Origin of the sequence: Caballeronia terrestris (assembly GCF_001544515.1) — a bacterium.
Classification (GTDB): domain Bacteria; phylum Pseudomonadota; class Gammaproteobacteria; order Burkholderiales; family Burkholderiaceae; genus Caballeronia; species Caballeronia terrestris.
Map to the genome: position 1 here is coordinate 182,351 of NZ_FCOL02000001.1, position 24,114 is coordinate 206,464.

Sequence of the window (24,114 nt, forward strand, 5' to 3'; positions counted from 1 at the left end):
CGCGCCCTTCCCTGTGATTCAAAGCCCCAGGTCACTCAGACCCGGATGGTCGTCGGGCCGGCGGCCGAGCGGCCAGTGATATTTGCGCTCGGATTCCCTGATCGGCAGGTCGTTGATGCTCGCATGCCGATGCGTCATCAGACCCGCCTCGTTGAACTCCCAGTTCTCGTTGCCGTAACTGCGGAACCAACTGCCCGAATCGTCGTGCCATTCATACGCGAAACGCACAGCGATGCGCGATCCAGTGAACGCCCACAATTCCTTGATCAATCGATAGTCGATTTCGCGCACCCATTTACGCTGCAAAAACGCCTCGACGGCGGCGCGGCCCGTGACGAATTCCGCGCGGTTGCGCCAGCGCGTGTCCTCGCTGTACGCGAGCGCGACGCGCTTCGGATCGCGGCTGTTCCAGCCGTCTTCGGCGAGGCGGACTTTGAGCTTGGCGGATTCGAGATCGAACGGCGGGAACGGCGGCTTGGTTTCCATGACGCAATCCTTATGTACGTGACTGAAGGGAAGGTAGACAGGTCCGTCTACCGACGCACTCTAGCGCAGGGAGACAGACCTGTCTACAATCTCTTTTCATGAACTCCACCGACCTCATCGACGCATCGGATCTCGCGCCGTCCGAGCGCATCCTGCTCGCCGCGCACGATCTCTTCTATCGCGACGGCATCCGCGCGACGGGCATCGATCGCGTGATCGCGGAGTCGGGTGTCGCGAAGAAAACGTTCTATCGGTACTTTCCGAGCAAGGACGACCTGATCCTCGCGTTCCTCGAATACCGGCATCAGAACTGGATGGCGTGGTTCAACGAAGCGCTCGAACGTCACGGCGCGAACCTGCAGGCGCTCGTGCCCGCGCTCGCCGAGTGGTTCGAAAGCGAGGCGTATCGCGGTTGCGCGTTCATCAATTCGGTGGTGGAAGTGGGCGGCACGCATGCGGATGCGGTCGGCATCGCGCGGCGCCACAAGCGCGACATGGCCGATGCGATCAGGAAGCTGCTGCCGGCAGCGTCGCGCACCGCGAAAGCCGATGCCCAGGCGCTTGCGATGGCGGTGGATGGCGCGATCGTCGCGGCGCAGTTCGAGGACTCGCCGGCGCTGGCGTTGAAGTCGCTGGCGCGTATCGTCAGGGCGATGAGCGCATAGAAAAACACCGGCGCGAGGCCGGTGCTGAAGTTCCGATGGCAGCGGTGTTTATCGCGCGAGCACGATCTGCGCGATGATGCCCGACGCCGCCGCAACGAGCAGATAGTCCCCGCCTACGCCGACCCACTGATAGCCGCGCGGCGGCTGGCGCAGGCCGTAGCCGCGCCAGTCGTCGACGACGTACTGGCGGTCGCGATAGTCGTGCGAGAGACGATCGCCCTTGCGCCATTCGGCGTGTCCGTCGGGGCCGCCGGGTCCGCCGCCTTCCGCATGCATCGGCGCGGGTGCGTGACCGTTGTCATGCGCGTTGTTCGGTGCGCCGTGCTGGCCTCGATCAGGGCTACCATGCGGGCCACCATTAGAACCATGCTCCTGCTGATGCGGCTCGCCAGGACCACCCGGCATTCCCTGCGCAAAGACTGCAACGCTGGAAAGACCCATGCTCGCGCAAAGCAACGCGGCAACGATTCGACTCTTCTTCATATAAACACCTCTTCAACGATCCATGACTGGCCGATAAAAAAAGTCATCCGGCAATGTGAACCTGCGGGACGAATCGGAAGAGGTGACTGTACGCGGCGCGAGCGGCCCGAGCCGTTTCATTGTGTAAGTAACGCTTACGGCGGTTTACCGGCTCGCCACCTTACGAAGCCTGCGCGCATCGGCCGGCGCGATGGCTTTTTCGATCACGCGCGCGAGCGTCTCGAAGGCCGGGCCGATCTGTTCGTTCGGCACGCACGCGTAGCCGAGCATGAGCCCCGGCCGCGCAGATGCCTGGTCCACGTAGTAGTTCGCGAGCGGCCGCGTCACGACACCCGCATCCAACGCAGCAGCCGCGACCGCGCGATCGTCGGTGCCTTCGGGGAGACCCAGCACGAGATGCAAGCCGGCTTCGTCGCCCATCACGTCGAGCGTATCGCCGAAATGCGCGGTAATCGAATCGATCAGCAATTGCCTGCGCTCGCCGTACAGCGTGCGCATGCGGCGCACGTGCGAAGTCAGGTAGCCGTCCATGATGAACTCGGTCAGCACGGCCTGCTGCATCAACTGCCCTTCGCGATAAAGCTCCGCGATACCCGTGCGAAACGTGTCGACGAGTTGCTCCGGCACGACCATGTAGCCCATGCGCAGACCCGGAAACAGCATCTTCCCGAGACTGCCGACGTAGATCACCTGCCCCGCTTCATCGAGCCCTTGCAGCGACGCGAGCGGACGGCTGCCGTAGCGGAACTCGCTGTCATAGTCGTCCTCGATGATCCAGACGTCGTGCTGGCGCGCGAATTCGAGCAGTGAGCGACGCCGCGCGAGGCTCATCACCATGCCGAGTGGATATTGATGCGACGGCGTCACGAGCGCGAGCCGAGGCGGCTCGCGCATGTCGCGTTCGAGCGGATTGAGGCCTTCGCCGTCGACGGGAATCGGCACGAGCGTCAGCCCCGACGACTGCAGCACGCTCCTCACGCCCCAGTAGCACGGCTCCTCGACCCACGCGCGGTCGCCGAAATCGGTGAGCAGGCGCACGGCGAGATCGATCGACTGGTGGATGCCGGTCGTGATCACGATCTGGTCCGGCGCGCACTTCACGGAGCGCGCGACGCGCAAATAATCCGACAGCGCGCGCCTGAGCGGCCGATACCCGCCGCCGGGTGCGTAAGTCAGCAGTTCGGGACTGGCGCGCTTCCAGAGCCGCGCCTGCAAGCGGCTCCACGTACGCGCCGGAAACTCGGCGACATCGGGCACGCCGGGCATGAAGGCGCCCCACTGTTTAGGCGAGACGCCCGCCTGCCCGATCAAGCGCGCGCCTCGCTTCGAAAGCGCGCAGGGCTTCTTAGGGCCGACGTTGTCTTCGGGTGGCCGGGCCTCCTGCGGCCGCGTATCGGCGACATAAGTGCCGCTTCCCGTCGACGAAATCACGTAACCCTCGGCCGTGAGCTGGTCGTAGACGTGCAGCACCGTATTGCGCGCGATCTCCAGATCGGCGGCGAGCGTGCGCGAACTCGGGAGCTTGGTGCCGGGCGCGAGCTGGCCGGTCAGGATTGCCTGCTGCATCAGGTCGAGCACCTGTCGGTACATCGGTTCGGCGTGCGCGCGGTCGAGCCGCGCATGCAGCCAGTCGGAAAGGATGATCGTGTCCACGCGGTTCCCTGACCGTATCAGTGGCGCCGCTTAAGTGGTTCCACCGCGAATATTGAAATGGCTCCACATTGTAGAACCGTAGAGGACTATAGTTGTCGCGGGCAGTGGAAAAATTTTCCGGTGCGGCGCAGCATGCGTCGCGGCGACAGGCATAACGGATTCGAAGGAGACTCGGACGATGAAATCCGATCAGGTGATCGTCAGCTTTCGCGGGGTTCGCAAGACGTACGACGGCGAGACGCTCGTCGTCAAGCAACTCGATCTCGACATCTATCAGGGTGAATTTCTCACGCTGCTCGGGCCGTCCGGGTCCGGCAAGACGACTTGTCTCATGATGCTCGCGGGCTTCGAGTTCCCGACCGGCGGCGAAATCTGGCTCGATGGCAAGCTGCTCAACAAGGTGCCGCCGCACAAGCGCGACATCGGCATGGTGTTTCAGAACTACGCGCTTTTTCCGCATCTGTCGGTGCAGCAGAACGTCGAATATCCGCTGACGGTGCGCAAGATGTCCGCCGCCGAGCGTACCGAGCGCACGCACAACGCGCTCAAGATGGTGCGCATGGAGAGCTTCGCGAAGCGTTATCCGGCGCAGCTTTCGGGCGGCCAGCAGCAGCGCATCGCGCTTGCCCGCGCGCTCGTGTTCGAGCCGAAGCTCGTGCTGATGGACGAGCCGCTCGGCGCCCTCGACAAACAATTGCGCGAGCACATGCAATACGAGCTGAAGTCGCTGCACGAGAAGCTCGGCGTGACCTTCGTCTACGTGACGCACGATCAGGGTGAAGCGCTCACGATGTCGGACCGCGTCGCGGTGTTCGACAAGGGCATCGTGCAGCAGCTCGATACCGTCGATCACCTGTATGAAGCGCCGTGCAACGAATTCGTCGCGAACTTCATCGGCGACAGCAACAAGCTGCGCGGCACGATCGAGCAGACGCAAGGCGATTTCTGCGACATCCGTCTCGCCGACGGCACGCGCGTCTCGGGGCTGAACGTGGCGAAGGCGCAGCCGGGCGCGCAGGCCATCGCATGTATCCGGCCGGAGCGCATGAAGCTCTCGCAGAGCCTTGGCCGGCCGGGCGCGAACGCGCTCGCGGGCGAGGCGAAGAGCCTGATCTATTTCGGCGATCACGTCCGCATGCGCTGCGGTTTGCGCGAGCAGGACGAATGCTTCGTGAAAGTGCCGCTCGGCACCGAAGCGCTCGACGCCTTCGCTCCCGGCGCGCCGATCGCGCTGGAATTCGCGCCCGAGCATCTGCGCGTCTTCGCTTGAAGCGGCAGAAACGTTTCCCACCGCAGTCCAATTCATAACAGCAAGCAGAAGAGGAAGCCAGATCATGAAGAAGTTCGCAATGTGTTCCATCGCGGCTGCGGCTGCGCTCGTGTGCGCTTCGGGGGCGATGGCCGCCGAGCTGACCGTCGTCAATTTCGGCGGCGCAAACGGCAACGCGCAAAAAGTCGCGTTCAACCAGCCGTTCGAGAAGGAATCGGGCACGAAGGTCACGGCCGTCGAGTACAACGGCGAGCAGGCCAAGGTCAAGGCGATGGTCGAAGCGAAGCACGTGAACTGGGACGTCGTCGAAGTCGAATCGGGCGATCTCGGACGCGGCTGCGACGAAGGGCTGTACGAGAAGCTCGACTGGTCGAAGATCGCGAAGAAGCCGGACCTTGTTTCCGAATCGCCCGCGACTTGCGGCGTCGGCTTCTTCGTGTGGTCGACGGCACTCGCCTACAACGCTGACAAGCTGAAATCCGCGCCCGCCGGCTGGGCCGATTTCTGGGACGTGAAGAAATTCCCCGGCAAGCGCGGCATGCGCAAAGGCGCGCGCTACAACCTCGAATTCGCGCTGATGGCCGACGGCGTCGCGCCGAAGGACGTCTACAAGGTGCTCGGCACGAAGGCCGGCGCCGATCGCGCGTTCAAGAAGCTCGAAGAACTGAAGCCGAACATCCAGTGGTGGGAAGCGGGCGCGCAGCCGCCGCAGTTCCTCGTCGCGGGCGATGTCGTGATGTCGACGGCCTATAACGGCCGGATCGACGCCGCGCAGAAGGAAGGCAAGAACCTGAAGGTCGTGTGGAACGGCAGCATCTATGACCTGGATTACTGGGCTATTCCGAAGGGCTCGCCGAACAAGGACCTCGCGACGAAGTACATCGCGTATTCGGTGTCCGAGAAGCCGCAGCAGGAATACGCGAAGAACATCGCCTACGGTCCGGTGAACAAGGCCGCGATCAAGGCGCTCGACGCGAAGACCCAGTCGAACATGCCGAACTCGCCGGAGAACGCGAAGAACGCGGTGCTGCAGGACATGGCGTTCTGGACCGATCACGGTGATGAGCTGGAGCAGCGGTTTACAGCTTGGGCGTCGAAGTAAGTAGTTGTATGGCCGCCTCCCCTGGGAAGGCGGCCGTGCCATGCAGCAAGCAAGGAGATTGAGTGAACACGATGACGATAGCCGCCGAACCGACGCTCGAATCCACGGCGCGGTTGAAGCGCGAGCTGAAAATCGCCGATGCGAAGAAGCGCGCTATGGCGCTCCTCCTGATCGCGCCGCTCGCGATCTTCCTTTTTCTGATCTTCGTGGTGCCGATCGGCGCGCTGCTCACGCGCGCCGCCGAGAACCCCGAAGTCGCGACCGCGCTGCCGCACACCGGCGCCGCGCTCGCCAAATGGGACCGCAAGACGCCGCCGCCCGACGCCGCCTACGCCGCGCTTGCGCAGGACCTGGCGGTGGTCAAGGACGGCGAATCGATGGGCGCGCTCGCCCGGCGCCTGAACACGGAGATTCCGGGCTACCGCTCGCTCGTCACGAAGACGGCGCGCGACATGCCCCTCGTCGGCGACGACGGCCAGCCGCTCGCCGCGCCGCAAATCCGCGAAAAGATCATCGGTATCGACGAACGCTGGGGCGACGTCGCGTACTGGCAGGCGATCGCGAAGAACGCGGGCCGCTATTCGCCGTTCTATCTTCTCGCCGCGCTGGATCACCGGCAGGACGGCTTTGGCAAAATCGAGCACGCGGGGCCGGATCAATCGATCTACCTGAGCATCTTTGCGCGCACGTTCGTGATCGGTGTTGCGGTGACGTTCTTCGCGTTGCTGCTCGGCTATCCGCTCGCGTACTGGATCTCGACCCTGCCCGCCCGCAAAGCCAATCTCGTGATGGTGCTCGTGCTCATTCCATTCTGGACGTCGGTGCTGGTGCGCGTCGCCGCGTGGATCGTGCTGCTGCAAAGCGAAGGGCTGGTGAACAAGACGCTGATCGGCGCGGGCCTCATCGATCAACCGTTCGCGCTGCTTTTCAACCGCGTGGGCGTCTACATCTCGATGACGCACATCCTGCTGCCCTTCATGATCCTGCCGCTCTACAGCGTGATGAAGTCCGTCCCGCCGACGTTCCAGCGCGCGGCCGTGTCGCTCGGCAGCCATCCGTTCGCCGCGTTCTGGCGCGTGTACGTGCCGCAGACGTATCCGGGCATCGGCGCGGGCGTGCTGCTCGTGTTCATCCTCGCGATCGGCTACTACATCACGCCGGCGCTGCTCGGCGGCCCGAACGACCAGATGGTCAGCTACTACATCGCCTACTTCACGAACGTGACGATCAACTGGGGCATGGCGTGCGCGCTGGGCGCCCTGCTGCTCGCCGCGACGCTCCTGTTGTACGTGGTCTACGGCCGCTTCACGCGCTCGAACGTGAGCCTGGGGTAAAGAATATGAAACTCGCCAAACCGCTGTTCGCGCCCCATACGTCGGTCATCGAGCGCATCTGGTTCTTCGCGCTGCGCATCATCTGCGTGCTGACGCTCCTGTACCTGATCCTGCCCGTTCTCGCGATCGTGCCGCTGTCGTTTTCGTCGAGCACGTTCCTTGTGTATCCGATTCCCGGCTTCTCGATGCGCTGGTACGAGAACCTCGTCATGTCCGACGAATGGCGCATGGCCGCGAAGAACAGCTTCATCGTGGCGCCGTCGGCCACGATCGTCGCGACGATTTTCGGCACGCTCGCCGCCGTCGGGTTGCAGAAGGCCAATTTCGTCGGCAAAGGGCTGCTGATGGCCGTGCTGATCTCCCCGATGATCGTGCCGGTCATTGTGGTCGGCGTCGGCATGTACCTGTTTTTCGCACCGCTCGGCATCGCGAACACGTACTTCGGGCTGATCCTCGCGCACGCGGCGCTCGGCGTGCCGTTCGTCGTGACGACCGTCGGCGCGACGCTCCAGAACTTCAACTTCAACCTGGTGCGGGCGAGCCAGTCGCTCGGCGCGAGCCCGCTCACGACGTTTTTCCGCGTCACGCTGCCGGTGATCGCGCCGGGCGTGATCTCGGGCGCGCTGTTCGCGTTCGCGACGTCGTTCGATGAAGTCGTCGTCACGCTTTTCCTCGCCGGCGCCGACCAGACGACGCTCCCCCGCCAGATGTTTACCGGCATCCGGGAGAACATCAGCCCGACGATCGCCGCCCTCGCGACGATCCTGATCGTGTTCTCGACGAGCCTTTTGCTCGCTTTGGAGTGGCTGCGCGGCCGTGCGGCGGCGCGCGCGGTGGCGGCTTGAGGCTTTTTTCGGCCGTGGAAGTTATTGTCCGACATCCGCTCTGCCCCGCCTGACGGGCCTGTCGAGCAAATGACGGTTTATTCCCGTCGATTATTCGCGCCAACGGGACAGTGTATTCACTGATGCAGTATTTATCAGAATGTGCTTATTGACGTACGTTCTAGGGCAAGCAACGCCTGGAACAGATGCCATGACAGCATTGATGAAAAGAGCGGACCCCTGGATGCAAACGGTCCACCAGCTGAAAGCGCTCCCGAGTGAGAGCGCCGTGGGGAATGCGCCGCAGAAGTCGGCGAGCGCGGAGCGTGCGTTCATCGACCAGCTGACGCGCGACTGGGACCGCGACCACCCGCGCCCGTCGAACGATCTGCGGCCGTTTCCGGAAGCGGTCGTGCGCGTGATCGAGCGGCCGAGCAGCGCGACGGCGCTCGTCTACTGGTCCGACCCCGGCACGTGCCACTACGGCTATCAGGGATGGCGCGCCACAAGCGCGACCATCGCGGGCGTCTGCTCGCTGTCCGGCATGCCGATTCATCGCGGCGACGCGGTGTACCGGCCGTCGCAGCGCGATCCGAAGCCACAAAACGCATCGGCGATGATCCTCGCCGCCGCGATGCCCGCCGACGAGGAAATGGAAGCCGACCTGCACGGCTGAGCGGTTTTACCGGCGGTTTCTTTAATAGCCGACGGTAAACCGCTGCCGCACGTGCGCGGACTTTTCGAACTCGTCGAGGAAGGCGATAGCGAAGTCCTGGAACGAGATCCAGCTTCGGCCATTACCATCGACCAGCAATTCGTCCCGGCCGGTGCGGAAGCTCTGCGTGCGCTTCCCGTCGACGAATTCCGCCGATGGCGACACGAACGTCCAGTCGAGGTCCTTCTCCGCGCGCAACGCGTCGAGGAATGCGGCGCCCGCCGCCGCTTCCGTCTTGTACTGCGACGGGAAGTTGGGCGCATCGATCACGCGCATGCCGGGCGCCGCGTACAGACTGCCCGCCCCGCCGACCACCAGCAATCGCTTAACGCCCGCCTTCTTCACCGGCTCGACGATCGCGGTCGCCGGCACGCCGTCGAAGCGGGCCGAACTGAACACGGCATCGCGGCCCGCGACGGCTTGCGCGAGCGCATCGGCATCGAAAAGGTCGACGTTGCGCGCCGCCACGCCGTCCCGCCCTTCGAGCGATGAGGCATCGCGCGCAATGCCAGTCACGGTGTGCCCGCGCCGCAACGCTTCCGCAAGCAGTTGGCTGCCCACGTTCCCTGTCGCTCCGATAATCGCGATCTTGCTCATTTGCTCGTTTCTCCTTGCATCAACGATGGGCTAAAGCGCCCAATCGGGTCAAAAATCATCATAGTCGCGAACAAACGGCCGCGTAAGCCGCTCGACCGACATGATTTCTTTCCGCAGCTAACAGAATGCGACCGTTTCGATCTCCGTCCATTTCGTCGGCCGAATGCTCGATTCTGTCGCTCGGGCAAAAATCACGCCCGTTTTTAGGGCGCCACAGCTATATTGAGATGGGCTCGCCATAAGTCCGACAAACGTTTGCCCCTCGTCACCGCTATTAAACTGTAGAGCCGCGCACTCGTTGCAGATCGCGTAACGGCTGCCCTGGCAGGGCCTCGCAGCAAGGCTTTGCGGGCGCCGGCGATCCGCAGTCGGGTGGAACTGAACGTCGTCAATTTGTCATTTCCTTGATTTATATTGCACTCTCTCGCCCGCTCCCATTACCGCAAGGAGTTAATCGTGAAGAATCCGCAAGCGCAGGGTGTCATCGAAGGAGGCGCGAGCCTACCGGGTCAGCCCAACGTTGAACCTGTCCCGGTCCGCGCAATGCCCGAAGAGTCGGCTGACGACTTCGGCTACTCCGATTCGCTGGACATCCCGCTCGACTACGGCATCGTCATGGACGCCGTCAGAGATGCCGTCCGGGCCAATCTCTGAGACGCCAATCTCTTTCCAACAAGGCGCCCCAATCGGGGCGCTTTTTTTTCGCTGGAATTTTCTGTCGTATCGAAGACGCTCAAGCTTCGATAGCAAACGTTTTCACGTCTGAATCGGCAGAAAATGCCGCATTTGCCATTCGATACGATGTAAACCATACTCGCGCTTTGCCGTTAACCAGCTAGTACAGGAGCGCATTCATCATACAAGCGCTTTAAAGGCGCTAGCGCCAAGCTTTTGTCTATCGAAGAATGAATTGAATCGGTAAATAGAAGGCCGATCGCAAGTCAATTCGCAAGATTCGATAAAAATGGCGCTGCTAGTCTTTCTACTGGCGAAAACAAAGCGGTTGAAGTACCTTCGGGCGTGCGCAAACGCATGGAAATAGCCCGCCCGATTATGTTGACAGCAGCAGCAATTAAGAATTCCGCAGTAAATACCGAGTAAGAACGACCGAATATCGGTCGACGCTCCCAAGTCTCTTCAGGGCCATCATGGTTGCCATTTTCGATTACCTGCTGGAACGTCAGATATCAGTGCAGTGGCGCGGCGTACTTGCTGCGCTCGCCGAAGAATTCGAAGCACAGATCGGTCAGAGCGAACTGCGTCAGTTGATGAATCGCATCGGACGCCGATTCGCGGACGCGCATCCGCTGCCCGCGTGTGAATCGATGACGGAACTCGTCGATTCGCTCAATGCCTTGTGGCGCGACACCGACTGGGGTTTCGTCGCGATTGCGGAGAAGCCCGGCTATTTGAGTATCACGCACTATTGCGCGCCGCTGCCGGCATTTGGGGCGCGCGCGCTCACGTGGAGTCCGGCGTTTCTCGAAGGCGCCTATCAGCAATGGCTGGGGACGCTCGGCGCGCAAGGACTGGCAGTCAAGCAAGCGGGCGAATTCGATGAAAATTCGGCCGTGGAATTCAGGCTTGCGCGCGGCATGCCGTAATAAGGCTTATACGGATTGCAAAAAATGCATCGGCGAAGTCGGCAAGGATGACTGAAACCGGACTACGGCATTCACCTTGCTTCCGAACATTGAATCTTTACCCGCAGCCGACCACAGATGTCTGCGCGGCAAATGGCTAATTAGAAGCAAATCGGGATTACGAGGACGGCGGCATCATGAATACTTCGCGCGACATCGAGAAATTATTCGAGCATTTTGGCGGCAACGCAGGCGATTATCAGGAAATCGGGCGGGAGAACGAGGCGCGCTCGGCACGCACGCGCTGGCCGCTGCTTGCGACGCTCGATTTCACGCAGCCGCCGATTCCGGAAGTCGCGCAGCGCCGTGACGTGCAGTTGCCGGGTGCGCGTGGCGAAGCCGACGCGGCATCGAAGGCGACGCCGATCAATCGCGGCAAGCCGCCGCTTTTCGCGCGCGCGCATCGCCGGACGATTCCGCCGGTCGGCAACGTGACGCTGCCGGCGGTTGCTCCGGGCGCTTCGCGGTTTGCGGACGCGGACGCCGTGGCGGAGCCGGCAGAAGTGTCACCGCCTGTGACGCAGACGGCCCGTCCCGCCGCGCCGGTTGCACCCGTCGCACCGACACAGCAGTCGCCGTTGCGTGCATTCAGCACCGCGCCAGTTGCACCGGTTGCACCCCTTCTTCCGTCGATTCCGTTCGTGGCAGCACCGCGCCAGGCCGCCCCCGTGCAACCCGCTGCGCCCGCGCCTTCGATCCTCGGCAAGCTATTCGCCTCGACCGAACAGCAAACCGCACCCCAAGTTCAAGCCGAGGCGCACCCGTCGTCGCTTCTGTCCGTGTTCGACCGCCTGCGCGGCAACGCGGCCGAACCCGCTGCCCCCGCCCGCACGTGGGCTGCCAACCGGGCGACGCGTTCATGAAAGTCATCACCGTCGTGTCCGCCAAGGGCGGCGTCGGCAAGACGACGCTCGCCGCAAACCTCGCATCGGTGCTCGCGGCGCGCGGGCGTCGCGTGATCGTGCTCGACCTCGATCCGCAGAACGCGCTGCGCCTGCACTTCGGCATCCCGCTCGACAGCATCGACGGCATTTCGCGCGCCACGCTCGCCGGCGACGCCTGGCAAACCGTGATGTTCGACGGCGTCGATGGTGTGACGGTCCTGCCCTACGGCGCGGTCCTGGAAGACGATCGCCGCCGCTTCGAAGCGCACATCGATCGCGAGCCGGCGTGGCTCGCGCATTCGCTCGATACGCTCGGCCTCGACGCGTCCGACATCGTGATCGTCGATACCCCGCCGGGCTCGTCGGTCTACACGCGCGCGGCGCTGACGGCGGCGAATTTCGCGCTGAACGTCGTGCTCGCGGACGCCGCCTCCTACGCCGCGATCCCGCAGATGGAACGCATGATCGAGAACTACGCCGCGCCGCGCAGCGATTTCGCCGGTCAGGGCTACGTCGTGAATCAGGTCGACCAGTCGCGCCAGTTGAGCAAGGACGTGCTGAAAGTGCTGCGCAACATGCTCGGCTCGAAGGTGTTTCCGGGCGTGATCCATCAGGACGAAGGCGTGAGCGAATCGCTCGCCTGCGACACAACGCTGATCCACTACGATCCGCTCTCCCAGGCCGCTGCCGATCTGCGCGCGTGCGGCGACTGGCTGCTGTCGGCGATCGACACGATGCAGGTTTCGCCGAGGAATGTCGCATGAGCACGACCAACGCCACGCCCGACGCAGGCGAAGGGCCGCCGTCGCGGCTCGAACGCTTCGTCGATTCACGCATCTGGGGAAGCCGCGCCGTCACGATCCTCGTGACGCTGTTCGCGGTCGTCGCGCTCTATTTCGTCGTGACGGTGCCCCTCGCGTTCGGCCAGCAGCTTGCGTTCGCGACCATCTGCTTCCTGTTCGCGCTCTTTTTCCGCCGCCTGCAGGGCCAGTACGCGACGCTCGTGATGATCATGCTGTCGGTGGTCGCGTCGGGCCGCTACATGTTCTGGCGCCTGACCGAAACCACCTACTGGGAGCGCCCGCTCGACGCTGCCTGGGGCCTCCTGCTGGTCGCCGCCGAAGTGTATTCGGCGCTCGTCCTGCTGCTCGGCTATTTCCAGACCGCCTGGCCGCTCAAGCGCAAGCCGATGCCGCTGCCCGCCTCGCGCGACGAATGGCCTACCGTCGACATCTTCATCCCGACCTACAACGAGCCGCTGACGGTCGTGAAGCCGACGATCTACGCCGCGCTCGCGCTCGACTATCCCGCCGACAAGATCGCGATCCACGTCCTCGACGACGGCCGCCGTCCCGAATTCAAGGCGTTCTGCGAGGAAATCGGCGTCAACTGGACGATCCGCACGCACAATCGCCACGCGAAGGCCGGCAATATCAACGAAGCGCTGAAGATCACGAAGGGCGAATACCTCGCGATCTTCGACTGCGATCACATCCCGACGCGCTCGTTCCTGCAGATCGGCCTCGGCTGGTTCCTGCACGACAAGCTGCTCTCGATGCTGCAGACGCCCCACCATTTCTTCTCGCCCGATCCGTTCGAGCGCAACCTCGGCACCTTCCGCAAGGTGCCGAACGAAGGCGAACTGTTCTACGGCCTCGTGCAGGACGGCAACGACCTGTGGAATGCGACCTTCTTCTGCGGCTCGTGCGCGCTTTTGCGCCGCACGATGGTGGAAGAGATCGGCGGCATCGCGGTGGAAACGGTGACGGAAGACGCGCATACGGCGCTGAAGCTCCACCGCCTCGGCTACACGACCGCCTATCTCGCGATTCCGCAGGCGGCGGGCCTTGCGACCGAGAGTTTGTCGGGCCACATCGGCCAGCGGATTCGCTGGGCGCGCGGCATGACGCAGATTTTCCGCATCGACAATCCGCTCACCGGGCGCGGCCTCAAGATCGGCCAGCGCCTGTGCTATCTGAACGCGATGATGCACTTCTTCTACGGCATCCCGCGGCTCGTCTTCCTGACCGCGCCGCTCTCGTTCCTGTTCTTCGGTGCGCACGTGATCGAAGCGGCGGCGAGCACCATTGCGATCTTCGCGCTGCCGCACATGATGCACGCCAGCATCACGAACTCGCGGATGCAGCGCTCGTTCCGCCATTCGTTCTGGGCGGAAGTGTATGAATCTGTGCTGGCGTCGTACATCACGGCTCCGACGCTGCTCGCCGTCATCAACCCGAAGCTCGGCAAGTTCAACGTGACGGCGAAGGGCGGCCAGATCGCGAAGGACTATTTCGACTGGTCGATCTCGCGTCCGTACCTGTTTTTGCTGCTTTTGAACCTGATTGGCTTCGGCGCGGGCATCGCGCATATCTATTTGTACTGGGATGTGCGCAGCGAAGTGCAGACCACCGTGCTGAACCTCTGCTGGACCGTCTACAACATGCTGATCCTCGGCGCGAGCGTCGCGGCGGCGAGCGAACGGCGCCAGGTCCGCACGACGCATCGCGTGCACATGGAAATGCCCGTGATGCTCAAGTTCTCGACGGGCAGAACGCTCGCATGCCAGACGATCGACTATTCGGAAGGCGGCGTCGGCGTGAAGCTGCCGAACGACATCGAAGTGCCGATGCACGAGCGCGTGACCGTCTCGCTCTTCCGGGGCGACGAGGAATACGCATTCCCCGCCACGGTTGGCTTCACGGCGCCGGGGCGCGTCGGGCTGCGCTTCGGGACGCTCACGCGCGAGCAGGAGTTCGAGTTCGTCAAGACGACCTTCGCCCGTGCCGACGCCTGGACCGGCTGGTCCGACGGACGTCTCGCGGATACGCCGCTGCGCGGCCTGTCCCACGTGCTTCTGGTGGGCACGCGGGGCATCGCCGGGCTCTTCGAACATCTTCACAACGACCTTCTGACGTGGATGCGCAAGCGCCCGATCGATACCAAGAAGCTGAAAACGAAAGACTGAAAAATGGGCAAAGGCATGTCGAAGTTGCGCGTGGATAACAACGTACGGGGCGAGCGCACGCCGCGTTTTTGCGAAAGGCCCCTGGGGCGCGTGATCGCGATCTGCATGGCATTGCAGACGGCGTTCGCAGCGCCCCTGGCCGCAGCGGCGACAGCGGTGGCCACGGCGGCGAGCGCGCCCGCTGCCGGCACCAACGTCGCGACCGGCGTAGGCTCCGTGCCGGCGCCGAGCCCGGCCGTGCTGCTCAATCCGAACACGATTCCCCAGCCTGCGCTCGCGATGCCCGTGCCCGCATTCGCCGGCAATCAGGCGAAGCCGCTCAACGCGCGCACGCCGACCACCGCCGATCCGGGCACGCTCGTGCCGGGAGGACGCCGCCAGTCGCTTTCGTTCGTCGATCTCGGCGCGCTCGATCCGCTGCAACTGCGCGGCACCGACGTCCAGAACGGCGTGCCCTTCTCGGTGCGCGGCGACGAAGTCGTGACCGCTGCCGTGCTGCATCTGATCTACAGCTACTCGCCGGCGCTGCTGCCGAACATCTCGCAACTGAAGGTGCTGATCAACGGCGAAGTCGCGGCTACGCTGCCGGTGCCGCGCGATCAGGCGGGCACGCTCGTCGCGCGTGATGTGTCGATCGATCCGCGCTTCATCACCGAGTTCAACCACCTGAACGTGCAACTGATCGGGCACTACACGCAGCAATGCGAGGACCCGTCGAGCTCGTCGCTATGGGCGACCGTCAGTAACGCGAGTTCGCTCGACCTGACCTACGCGTTCCTCGCGAGCAAGCCCGATCTCGCCGCGCTTCCCGCGCCCTTCTTCGACCGCCGCGACGTGCGCCGGCTCGAACTGCCGTTCGTGTTCGCGCAAAAGCCGAGCACGCAGGCGCTCGAAGCGGCCGGTTCGGTCGCGTCGTGGTTAGGCTCGCTCGCGGGCTATCGCGGCGCGGTGTTCCCCGCGCAGATCGACAACGCGCCGCTCTCGGGCAACGCCGTCATCTTCGCGACCTCCGATGCGCGCCCGGCCGGCATCGAGATTCCGGCGGTGTCGGGGCCGACGATCGCCGTGGTCGACCGCCCGGCGCCCGCGCGCGGACGCTTCCTGCTCGTGCTCGGCCGCAACGATTCCGAATTGAAGACCGCCGCGCGCGCGCTCGGCATGGGCCAGAACGCGCTGTCCGGTGAAAGCGCGACGATCACGCAACTGACCGATCTCCAGCCGCGCCGTCCCTACGACGCCCCGAACTGGCTGCCGACCGACCGTCCAGTACGCTTCGGCGAGCTGGCGGAAGCGCGCGACCTGACCGTCAACGGCTACGACGCCGACGCCGTGCGCGTGAACCTGCGCGTGCCGCCCGATCTCTTCATGTGGCAGACGAAGGGCGCGCCGATCGACCTCGCGTACCGCTACACGGTGCGCCCGGCGCCGGACCGCTCGTCACTCAACATCAGCGTGAACAACGGTTTCGTGCAGTCGCTGCGGATTCCGGCGGTGTCGGCATCGACGTTCGATCTCGGCCAGTACTTCAGCCGCGTGATGCCGGACAAGACCGTCGCCGCGCGCCGCCAGATCTATCTGCCGCCGCTGCTCCTCACGCCGCGCGCCCAGTTGCGCCTGCACTTCTACTACGACATCCCGAAGACGGGCGAATGTACGGGGCGCGTGCTGGACAACGTCGTCGGCGCGATCGATCCGAATTCGACCATCGATCTGTCCGGGTTCCCGCACTACATGGCCCTGCCCGATCTGGCCGCGTTCGCGAACGGCGGCTTCCCGTTCACGCGGATGGCCGATTTGTCCCAGACAGCGGTGATCCTGCCGAACGAGGCCGGTTCCGCCGACTACACCCTGTATTTGCTCGAAATGGGCCGCATGGGCGCATCGACGGGTTATCCGGCGACGGGCGTCACGGTCGGGTTCGCCGAACAGGTCGACCAGTTCGCCGACAAGGACCTCCTGATCCTCGGCTCGCCGGGACGCCAGCCGCTGCTGCAGCGCTGGGCCAAGTCGATGCCCTTCTCCGGCGACGGCGACGCGCGCACCTTCCAGTTGACGGACGTCGCGTACAAGGTCGTCGACTGGTGGCACGGCGAGCATGGCGTCGAGCGCTCGCCGGCGCGTGCGGATCTGTCGCTCGTCAGCAGCAATGGCGATGCGCTGATCTCCGGCTTCGAATCGCCGCTGAAGAAGGATCGAAGCGCGGTGGCGCTCGTGAGCGCGGCGGGTCAGTCGGACGCTGATCTCAGCGCGGCGCTCCTCGACAACGACCTGCTGCCGAGCATTCAGGGCGCGATGGCGGTGATCCACGGACGCACCGTCACCGTGACGTCGAACGGCGAGGCGTACTACGTCGGCCATCTGTCGCCGATGCATTACATGCGCTGGGCGCTGTCGTCTCATCCGGTTCTGCTGGTGATCGGCGGGCTGCTTGCCGCGCTGATCATCGCCGCGCTGTTCTACCGCACGTTGCGCGCGATCGCCGCGCGCCGGCTGAGGGACTGACATGCGGCATGTGATCGGAATCGGCGTATCGGCGGTGCTGCTGGCCACGGGCGCCGCCAACGTGGCCAACGCCGCCCAGTGCCCCGCCGAATGGAACGCGTACCGCACGTTCGTCGAGCGCTTCGTGCAGGCAGACGGCCGCGTGATCGACTATTCGACGCCCGCGCAGCAGACGACTTCGGAAGGCCAGTCGTACGCGATGTTCTTCGCGCTCGTCGCAAACGACCGTGCGACGTTCGACCGCCTGCTCAACTGGACGCGCACGAATCTCGCCGGCAACCAGTTCGACGCGCAGAACGTGCGCTTGCCCGCGTGGCAATGGGGCCGGAAGCCGGACGGCTCGTATGGCGTGCTCGATCCAAATTCGGCATCGGATTCGGATGTGTGGATCGCCTACGATTTGTTGCAGGCCGGGCGCCTCTGGAAAGACCCCGCGTACACGAAGCTCGGCCAGGCGCTCGCCGTGCAGATCGCGAAGCAGGAAGTCGTCGATCTGCCGAATCTCGGGCCGATGTTGCTGCCCGGCCCGATCGGCTTCAAGACTGGCGACGTGACGCGCCTGAATCCGAGTTATCTGCCGCTGCCCGTGCTGCGCGCACTCGCGCATGAAGTACCGGGCGGCCCGTGGGCGCGCATCGCGGAGAACGCCTACAAGCTCGTCAAAACGACGTCGCCGCACGGCTACGCGCCCGACTGGGCGGCATACAAGGACGGCCAGTTCGTGGTCGATCCGAAAAACGGCGACACCGGCAGCTACGACGCAATCCGCGTCTATCTGTGGGCGGGACTCGCCGCGCCGGCCGATCCGCTCGCGAAGCCGTGGCTCGCCGCGCTCGGCGGCATGCGCCAGAGCATCGCGCAGACGGGCGTGCCGCCGGAGCGCGTCGCCTCGACGACAGGCGCGCCCACAGGCGACGGCCCGCTCAGCTACTGGGCGGCGCTCGCGCCGTACTTCAAGGCATTGGGCGACGAGCGCGCGCTCGGCCTCGCCCGCACCCATCTCGCTGCACTCGACGCGCCGCCGCAAGGCGCCGGGCGCGACCCTGTCTACTACGATCGTGTGCTGGGCTTGTTCGGCACTGGATTCATCGACGGCCGCTATCGTTTCGACGATGCCGGCCGTCTCGTGCCGAGCTGGAGAAGCGCATGTTGATTCGCGCTAAAAAACGCGTCATTGCACTCAGTCTCGCGACGGCGTTCGCCGCGCAGGCTCCCGGAATCGTCTGCGCGCAGGCGGCCGCCGATCCGCTGAACGTGCTGATCGACCAGGGCAAGTACTGGCAGTCCCACAAGCGCGGCGACCTCGCCGAGCAGGCGTGGCAGAAAGTGCTGCGCATCGACCCGAAACAGCCCGACGCGCTGTTCGGCATGGGCATGGTGCTCGCCGACCGCAAGGACGGCAGCGGCGCGCAGCAGTATCTCGCGCGTCTGCGGGAAGTCGCGCCGAATTATCCGAGCATCGACGATCTCGGCCGGCGCCTCGGCGAAACCAGTTCGCGCGACCAGACCGTGAACGACGCGCGGCGCCTCGCGCAAAGCGGGCAGAGTGCGTCCGCGGTGCAGGAATACAAGCGCGCGATCGAAGGCAAGCCCGCGACACCCGCGCTCCAGCTCGAGTATTACCAGGCGCTCGCCGCCACGCCGCAGGGCTGGGACGAAGCCCGCCGCGGGCTCGAACAGCTCGCGCGCCAGAACGCCGACGATCCGCGCTACACGCTCGCCTACGCGCAGCACCTGACCTATCGCGATACGACGCGGCGCGACGGCATCGCGCGTCTTGCGCAACTGTCGAACGATTCGACGGTCGGCGCAGCGGCCAAGAAAAGCTGGCGGCAGGCGCTCTTGTGGCTCGGCGCGCGCGCGTCCGATGCGCCGCTTTATCAGGCGTACCTTCAAACCTCACCGGACGACGCCGCCGTCAAGGCCCGCTTCGATTCGATGGTGCAGCAGGACAAGGCCGCGCGCGAACGCTCGCAGGCCGACGCCGCCGTCGATGCGCGCGGGCGCACCGTCGCGGAAGGCTTCACTGCGCTCGATCGCGGCGATCTCGTGACGGCGCGCGCGAAGTTTTCGTCGGTGCTGGCATCGAATCCGAACGATGGCGATGCGCTCGGCGGCATGGGCGTCGCGTCGCTCAAGCAGGAGCGGTTTGCCGAGGCGCGCACGTATCTGGAACGCGCGTCGCGGGCGGGCAATCCCGCGCGCTGGAAGGACGCGCTCACCAGCGCGACCTACTGGACCTACACGAGCGAGGCGATCGGCGCGCGCAGCAACGGCGACAACGCGAAGGCTAAGGCGCTGCTGGAACGCGCGATTGCGGTGAATCCGTCCGACGTCACCGCGCAGACGCTGCTCGGCGAGACGCTGCTCGCCTCCGGCGACCCGCGCGGCGCCGAAGCCGCGTACCGCATGGCGCTGCGCCGTCAGGCCGACAATCCCGACGCGATCCGCGGACTCGTCGGGGCGCTCGCGGCCCAGGGTCGCGGCGACGAGGCGCTCGAATTCGCGAACCGGCTGAACGCGGAGCAGCAATCGAAGGCAGGCGGCATCAACAAGCTGCGCGGCGAGGCGCAAGCGGCGCAGGCGCGCGCGGCAGAAGCGCGCGGCGATCTGGGCAGCGCGCGCAGTCTCTTCGAGGACGCGCTGCTGAACAATCCCGACGATCCGTGGCTGCGGCTCGACCTCGCGCGCATCTACGTGCGGCAGGGCGCGGTCGCGAACGCGCGCAGCATGATGGACGGCCTGCTCGCCGCCCATCCCGACATGACCGACGCGCTTTACGCGAGCGCGCTGCTGTCCGCCGAGACGCAGGACTGGTCGGCGGGGCTCGTGCAGCTCGAGCGGATTCCCGCCGCGCAGCGCACCGCCGCGATGACCACGCTGCAGCATCGGCTGTGGGTCCATCAACAGGCCGATCTCGCCGTGCGCCTCGCGCGCGGCGGGCAGCGCCAGCAGGCGTTCGCCACGCTGCAGGCGGCGGAGCCGGTCGCGTATGGATCGCCCGAACTGATCGGAGCGGTGGCGTCGGGGTATCTGGCGGCCGGCGATCAGGGCCGCGCGCTCTCGCTCGTGCGCAACGCGATGGCCGCCGCGCCCAGCGATGCCGGTCTCTTGCTGCAATACGCGGGCATCCTTTCGTCGACGCGGCAGGACGCCGAGCTCGGCTCGGTGATGCGCCGCCTCGCTTCGATGCAACTCACGCCGCAGCAGCGCACCGATTTCGGCAACCTGAATCTCGGGATCGTGATCCGTCAGGCCGATGCCGTGCGCCTGCGCGGCGACCTCGCCGCGGCCTACGACGTCATCTCGCCGTGGCTCGCAGCGATGCCGGACAACGCCGATTTGCAGGCGGCGCTCGCCCGTCTCTACACCTCCGCCGGCGACGATGCCAGCGCGCTCCGGTGCTATCGTCAGGCGCTCACCCGCCGTCCCGACGATCTCGATCTGCAGGTCGCCGCGATCCCCGCAGCGGCTGGCGCGAAGGATTTCCGTTACGCGGAGACGCTCGCGAACCAGGCGCTGCAAACCGCACCGGGCGACCCTGCGGTGCTCGCCGCCGTGGGACGGATGTATCGCGCGGAGGGCAAGCTCAGTCTCGCAGCGCAGTATCTGCAGCGCTCGCTCATCGCAGCCAATACGCCGCTTGCGCCGTCCGCACGGCCAGTCGCCGGTGCGCCGAGCAACGTGCCGCGCGGCTGGGAAACCGCGATGCAGCGCATCGGCACGACGCCGCTGCCGGGCACGAATCCGTTCGAAGGCAAGACGGCCGTCGATACGGCCACGAACGCTTCCCCGGCCCCTTTCCAGCCGACTACCTCTCCGACGCAAGCCGTGCCGAACTACCTGCCGCCTTCCCAGCCCGCGCCTTATGTCGCGCCCTATGTTGCGCCCTACGGAGCGCCAGGGGCGCCGTCCGGTGTGCCTCGTCCGGTGGCCGCGAGCGGAGGCTACGGTGCCGATACGTACGGCTCGGGCCAGTCGGGCGCGCCCGCCGCCGCGCCGTTGCAACCGTATCCGGGGCAAGACGCGCAGCAGTATCAGCCCGCTTATCCGCAGCAACAGCAAGCGCAGCCGTATCAGCCGGGATACCCGCAGCAGCAGTATCAGCAGGCGCCAGCGCCCTATCCCGCGCAGGACCCCTACGTGAGCACGCCGTGGCCGATGTCGCAGGCAGCGCGCGACGCGCAGGCGAGCGCCTACGCGAACCCGGCGGCGGGCGGGATGCCGCTGCCCGCCTCGAATGCGAAGCGCTCGACGAGCAAGAAGCAGTCGTCGACGGCGCGCGCGGCGCAGGCGTCGAATCAGTACGGCGCGCCGCCGACTTATCCGCAAGCGCCGTATCCGCAGCAGCAGCAGGCTTATGCGCAGCAACCGTATACGCCGCAGCCGCAGCAGTACGCGCCGCAACCGTACGCACAGCAGCAACCGTACGCCCGCCAGCCCGCCTACGCGCAGCAGCAATACATCCCGCAACCGCCGGCCGGCTACGCGCAGCCGTACAACCCGACGCAGCCGCAAGCCGCAGCGGCCGGCGCGCAGCCATCGAGCGTCGCCGATGAACTCGCCCAGATCGAGCGCGAGCAGGCGAGCACGGTGTCGGGAGGGATCGTGTTCCGCAACCGCAACGGCGAGGACGGCCTCTCGAACCTGACCGATATCGAAGCGCCGATCGAAGGCCGCATCAAGGCGGGCAACGGCCACATCGTTGTGCGCGCGACGCCCGTCACGCTCGACGCCGGCACCGCCGCCACCAACCAGCAGACGCTCGCGCGCTTTGGCTCGGGCCAGGCCGTGCTGACGGGCGTGCCCAACGCCGCCGGGCTCACCAACACCTACGGCTCGCAGACGGCAACCGGCGTCGGCCTGTCGGTGGGATACGAGAACCGCAACATCAAGGGCGATGTCGGCTCGACGCCGCTCGGATTCCGCGAAACGACGGTCGTCGGCGGGGTGCAGTATCAGAACGCCATCACCGACAAGGCGTCGTATTCCGTCGCCGTCGCGCGGCGCGCCGTCACCGACAGCCTGCTCTCCTACGCCGGCACGCGCGACCAGGGCGCGGGCCTCGAATGGGGCGGCGTGACGTCGAACGGCGCGCGCGCCGACCTCGGCTGGGACGACGGCACGAGCGGCATCTACGTGAACGCGGCGTTCCAGTACCTCGAAGGCAACAACGTCGCGAGCAACAACGCGGTGAAGGGCGGCGGCGGCATCTACACGCGCGTCATCAAGGACGCCGACCAGACGCTGACGGTCGGCGCGAACACCACGCTGATGCACTACAACAAAAACCTGTCGTACTTCACGTACGGTCAGGGCGGCTACTTCAGCCCGCAGCAGTACGTGATTCTCAACTTCCCGGTCGAGTACATGGGACGCTCGGGGCTCTTCACGTATGACCTGAAGGCGTCGATCGGCGTGCAGCATTACCGGCAGGACGCGTCGAACTATTTCCCGACCAACGGCGGCTATCAGGCCGCGGCGGCGCAGAGCGGCCTCACGCCCGATGCCGGCGCGGTCTATCCGTCGCAGAGCAAGACGGGCGTGTCGTACTCGCTCAACGCGACGGGCGAATACCAGCTCGCGCCGCAGCTCGCATTCGGCGCGACGGCGGCGTTCGGCAACGCGTATCAGTATCGCGAGTGGCTGGCGGCCGTGTATTTCCGATACAGCTTCACGAAGCAGTCTGGCCTCTCGCCGTTCCCGCCGAATCCGCTCGTTTCGCCTTATCTCTCGCTGTCGAACTAAAAGCGAACTAAAGCGCACTAATAGCGAACAGCATCGAACAGCCGGGTCCGCCCGGCTGTTTTCATTTGGCAGCGCCGTCGCCATATCAAAAACGGTATCGGCATCGCGATTTAAAGGATTGGACCGTCATGCGCGGCGGGGCTAATCTCCGGATTGGTACGAGCCTTGACGACCGCGACCCCTTAATCGCGGCGGTACCGACAACACAACGGAGACAGCCATGACACTTTCACGACGCGACGCGCTCGCCGCGCTGCTCGGTTCCGCGTTCGCCCTGACATTCGGCCCGTTGGCCCACGCCGAGGACAAGAAAATCACGCTCGGGTTCGCGCAGGTCGGCGCGGAAAGCGCCTGGCGCACGGCCAACACCGTGTCCGTCAAAAGCGCCGCCACCGAGGCCGGCATCAACCTGAAATTCTCCGACGCCCAGCAGAAGCAGGAAAACCAGATCAAGGCGATCCGCTCGTATATCGCGCAGAAAGTCGATGTGATCGCGTTCTCGCCGGTCGTCGAATCGGGCTGGGAACCGGTGCTGCTCGAAGCGAAGAACGCAAAGATCCCGGTGATCCTGACCGACCGCAACATCGACGTGAAGGACAAGTCGCTCTACGTGACGATGATCGGCTCCGATTTCCTCGAAGAAGGCCGCCGCGCGGGCAAATGGCTCGAAGAACGTTACAAGAACGAACCCGGCCCGATCAACATCGCGGAATTGCAGGGCACGGTCGGCTCCGCGCCCGCGAACGACCGGCGCGCGGGCCTGCTCGAAGTGATCAAGAACGATCCCAAGTTCAAGGTGATCGCGTCGCAAAGCGGCGATTTCACGCTCGCGGGCGGCAAGCAGGTGATGGAAGCGTTTGTGAAGACCTACGGCAAGAAGATCAACGTGGTCTACGCGCACAACGACGACATGGCGCTCGGCGCGATCCAGGCGATGGAGGAAGCCGGCTGGAAGCCGGGCAAGGACGTGAGCGTCGTCTCCTTCGATGCGACCAAGGGCGGCTTCCAGGCGATGGTCGCGGGCAAGATCAACGTCGACGTGGAGTGCAGCCCGCTGCTCGGCCCGCAACTGATGACGGCGGTCAAGGACGTGGTCGCGGGCAAGCAGTTGCCGAAGCGCATCGTGACCGAGGAAACCGTGTTCCCGATGAGCGTCGCCGCCGAAGTCATGCCGACCCGCAAGTACTGAGCAACCGCTTGAGACCGTCGCGCGCGGCGGTCTTGAGCGCTTCTTGCTGGA

The 24,114-nt window shown here is 65.1% G+C and carries 19 protein-coding genes; 15 read left to right on the plus strand and 4 right to left on the minus strand.

The features are described 5' to 3' along the window. Positions 1-18: 18 nt before the first annotated feature. Complete coding sequence (locus AWB67_RS00865; protein WP_087654336.1) at positions 19-486, minus strand: nuclear transport factor 2 family protein; 468 nt, start codon at positions 484-486, stop codon at positions 19-21. Between the two features lie 98 nt (positions 487-584). Here AWB67_RS00865 and AWB67_RS00870 point away from each other — a divergent pair, with 98 nt between their 5' ends. Then, the gene (locus AWB67_RS00870; protein ID WP_087654337.1) at positions 585-1,151 is read left to right on the plus strand and encodes a TetR/AcrR family transcriptional regulator; all 567 of its coding nucleotides are present in this window, start codon (positions 585-587) and stop codon (positions 1,149-1,151) included. Positions 1,152-1,199: 48 nt separating this feature from the next. Here the strand turns inward: AWB67_RS00870 and AWB67_RS00875 are convergent, their stop codons facing one another. Next, positions 1,200-1,634, minus strand: coding sequence for an RcnB family protein (locus tag AWB67_RS00875; protein WP_087654338.1), 435 nt, complete (start codon positions 1,632-1,634; stop codon positions 1,200-1,202). Positions 1,635-1,778: 144 nt separating this feature from the next. Continuing rightward, complete coding sequence (gene pdxR / locus AWB67_RS00880) at positions 1,779-3,287, minus strand: MocR-like pyridoxine biosynthesis transcription factor PdxR (protein WP_087654339.1); 1,509 nt, start codon at positions 3,285-3,287, stop codon at positions 1,779-1,781. A gap of 178 nt (positions 3,288-3,465) precedes the next feature. Here pdxR and AWB67_RS00885 point away from each other — a divergent pair, with 178 nt between their 5' ends. From AWB67_RS00885 to AWB67_RS00905, 5 genes are all read left to right on the plus strand, one after another. After that, a complete protein-coding gene (locus AWB67_RS00885) occupies positions 3,466-4,557 on the plus strand; it encodes an ABC transporter ATP-binding protein (protein WP_087654340.1) in 1,092 nt (363 codons plus the stop codon). Positions 4,558-4,621: 64 nt separating this feature from the next. Then, positions 4,622-5,659, plus strand: a complete 1,038-nt coding sequence (locus AWB67_RS00890; RefSeq protein WP_087654341.1) for an ABC transporter substrate-binding protein — start codon at positions 4,622-4,624, stop codon at positions 5,657-5,659. Positions 5,660-5,721: 62 nt separating this feature from the next. After that, a complete protein-coding gene (locus AWB67_RS00895) occupies positions 5,722-6,993 on the plus strand; it encodes an ABC transporter permease (protein ID WP_087654342.1) in 1,272 nt (423 codons plus the stop codon). Positions 6,994-6,998: 5 nt separating this feature from the next. After that, on the plus strand, positions 6,999-7,838 hold the full coding sequence (locus AWB67_RS00900) for an ABC transporter permease (RefSeq protein ID WP_087654343.1): 840 nt from the start codon (positions 6,999-7,001) through the stop codon (positions 7,836-7,838). A 223-nt stretch (positions 7,839-8,061) separates the two neighbouring features. Next, a complete protein-coding gene (locus AWB67_RS00905) occupies positions 8,062-8,493 on the plus strand; it encodes a DUF3331 domain-containing protein (protein WP_235024991.1) in 432 nt (143 codons plus the stop codon). Between the two features lie 21 nt (positions 8,494-8,514). On the opposite strand, the gene AWB67_RS00910 is transcribed toward AWB67_RS00905, so the two are convergent. After that, positions 8,515-9,129, minus strand: a complete 615-nt coding sequence (locus AWB67_RS00910; protein ID WP_087654345.1) for an NAD(P)-dependent oxidoreductase — start codon at positions 9,127-9,129, stop codon at positions 8,515-8,517. A 456-nt stretch (positions 9,130-9,585) separates the two neighbouring features. On the opposite strand from AWB67_RS00910, the gene AWB67_RS00915 reads away from it, so the two are divergent. The 9 genes from AWB67_RS00915 (at position 9,586) to AWB67_RS00955 (ending at position 24,063) form a co-directional block, all read left to right on the plus strand. Continuing rightward, positions 9,586-9,783, plus strand: a complete 198-nt coding sequence (locus tag AWB67_RS00915) for a hypothetical protein (RefSeq protein ID WP_087654346.1) — start codon at positions 9,586-9,588, stop codon at positions 9,781-9,783. Positions 9,784-10,277: 494 nt separating this feature from the next. Continuing rightward, positions 10,278-10,733 (plus strand): cellulose biosynthesis protein BcsD, encoded by a 456-nt coding sequence (bcsD, locus tag AWB67_RS00920; RefSeq protein WP_087654347.1) that lies wholly within the window; start codon positions 10,278-10,280, stop codon positions 10,731-10,733. Positions 10,734-10,909: 176 nt separating this feature from the next. Beyond that, complete coding sequence (bcsP, locus tag AWB67_RS00925) at positions 10,910-11,635, plus strand: cellulose biosynthesis protein BcsP (protein ID WP_087654348.1); 726 nt, start codon at positions 10,910-10,912, stop codon at positions 11,633-11,635. Next, the gene (bcsQ, locus tag AWB67_RS00930) at positions 11,632-12,420 is read left to right on the plus strand and encodes a cellulose biosynthesis protein BcsQ (RefSeq protein ID WP_087654522.1); all 789 of its coding nucleotides are present in this window, start codon (positions 11,632-11,634) and stop codon (positions 12,418-12,420) included. The genes bcsP and bcsQ overlap by 4 nt, the downstream gene beginning before the upstream one ends. Next, on the plus strand, positions 12,417-14,624 hold the full coding sequence (gene bcsA, locus AWB67_RS00935; RefSeq protein ID WP_087654349.1) for a UDP-forming cellulose synthase catalytic subunit: 2,208 nt from the start codon (positions 12,417-12,419) through the stop codon (positions 14,622-14,624). Before bcsQ ends, bcsA begins: the two co-directional genes overlap by 4 nt. Positions 14,625-14,627: 3 nt before the next feature. After that, entirely contained in the window at positions 14,628-17,126 is a 2,499-nt protein-coding gene (gene bcsB / locus AWB67_RS00940; protein WP_087654350.1) for a cellulose biosynthesis cyclic di-GMP-binding regulatory protein BcsB, read from the plus strand. A gap of 1 nt (position 17,127) precedes the next feature. Further along, positions 17,128-18,279 carry a cellulose synthase complex periplasmic endoglucanase BcsZ gene (gene bcsZ, locus AWB67_RS00945; protein ID WP_087654351.1) on the plus strand — a complete coding sequence of 384 codons (1,152 nt, stop codon included), beginning with the start codon at positions 17,128-17,130 and terminating at the stop codon, positions 18,277-18,279. Beyond that, positions 18,273-22,874, plus strand: coding sequence for a cellulose synthase subunit BcsC-related outer membrane protein (locus tag AWB67_RS00950; RefSeq protein WP_087654352.1), 4,602 nt, complete (start codon positions 18,273-18,275; stop codon positions 22,872-22,874). Before bcsZ ends, AWB67_RS00950 begins: the two co-directional genes overlap by 7 nt. 220 nt (positions 22,875-23,094) lie before the next feature. After that, entirely contained in the window at positions 23,095-24,063 is a 969-nt protein-coding gene (locus tag AWB67_RS00955) for an ABC transporter substrate-binding protein (RefSeq protein WP_087654353.1), read from the plus strand. The last annotated feature ends 51 nt before the right edge of the window (positions 24,064-24,114 follow it).

What these genes read in the sequence shown, in the direction of transcription:
- AWB67_RS00885 (WP_087654340.1), top strand. Translation starts at nt 3,466, where the DNA reads ATGAAATCCGATCAGGTGATCGTCAGCTTTCGCGGGGTTCGCAAGACG.
- AWB67_RS00910 (WP_087654345.1), bottom strand. Translation starts at nt 9,129, where the DNA reads ATGAGCAAGATCGCGATTATCGGAGCGACAGGGAACGTGGGCAGCCAA.
- AWB67_RS00950 (WP_087654352.1), top strand. Translation starts at nt 18,273, where the DNA reads ATGTTGATTCGCGCTAAAAAACGCGTCATTGCACTCAGTCTCGCGACG.
- AWB67_RS00870 (WP_087654337.1), top strand. Translation starts at nt 585, where the DNA reads ATGAACTCCACCGACCTCATCGACGCATCGGATCTCGCGCCGTCCGAG.
- bcsZ (WP_087654351.1), top strand. Translation starts at nt 17,128, where the DNA reads ATGCGGCATGTGATCGGAATCGGCGTATCGGCGGTGCTGCTGGCCACG.
- AWB67_RS00865 (WP_087654336.1), bottom strand. Translation starts at nt 486, where the DNA reads ATGGAAACCAAGCCGCCGTTCCCGCCGTTCGATCTCGAATCCGCCAAG.
- AWB67_RS00905 (WP_235024991.1), top strand. Translation starts at nt 8,062, where the DNA reads ATGCAAACGGTCCACCAGCTGAAAGCGCTCCCGAGTGAGAGCGCCGTG.
- AWB67_RS00955 (WP_087654353.1), top strand. Translation starts at nt 23,095, where the DNA reads ATGACACTTTCACGACGCGACGCGCTCGCCGCGCTGCTCGGTTCCGCG.
- bcsD (WP_087654347.1), top strand. Translation starts at nt 10,278, where the DNA reads ATGGTTGCCATTTTCGATTACCTGCTGGAACGTCAGATATCAGTGCAG.
- bcsA (WP_087654349.1), top strand. Translation starts at nt 12,417, where the DNA reads ATGAGCACGACCAACGCCACGCCCGACGCAGGCGAAGGGCCGCCGTCG.
- bcsP (WP_087654348.1), top strand. Translation starts at nt 10,910, where the DNA reads ATGAATACTTCGCGCGACATCGAGAAATTATTCGAGCATTTTGGCGGC.
- AWB67_RS00900 (WP_087654343.1), top strand. Translation starts at nt 6,999, where the DNA reads ATGAAACTCGCCAAACCGCTGTTCGCGCCCCATACGTCGGTCATCGAG.
- bcsQ (WP_087654522.1), top strand. Translation starts at nt 11,632, where the DNA reads ATGAAAGTCATCACCGTCGTGTCCGCCAAGGGCGGCGTCGGCAAGACG.
- AWB67_RS00875 (WP_087654338.1), bottom strand. Translation starts at nt 1,634, where the DNA reads ATGAAGAAGAGTCGAATCGTTGCCGCGTTGCTTTGCGCGAGCATGGGT.
- bcsB (WP_087654350.1), top strand. Translation starts at nt 14,628, where the DNA reads ATGGGCAAAGGCATGTCGAAGTTGCGCGTGGATAACAACGTACGGGGC.
- AWB67_RS00890 (WP_087654341.1), top strand. Translation starts at nt 4,622, where the DNA reads ATGAAGAAGTTCGCAATGTGTTCCATCGCGGCTGCGGCTGCGCTCGTG.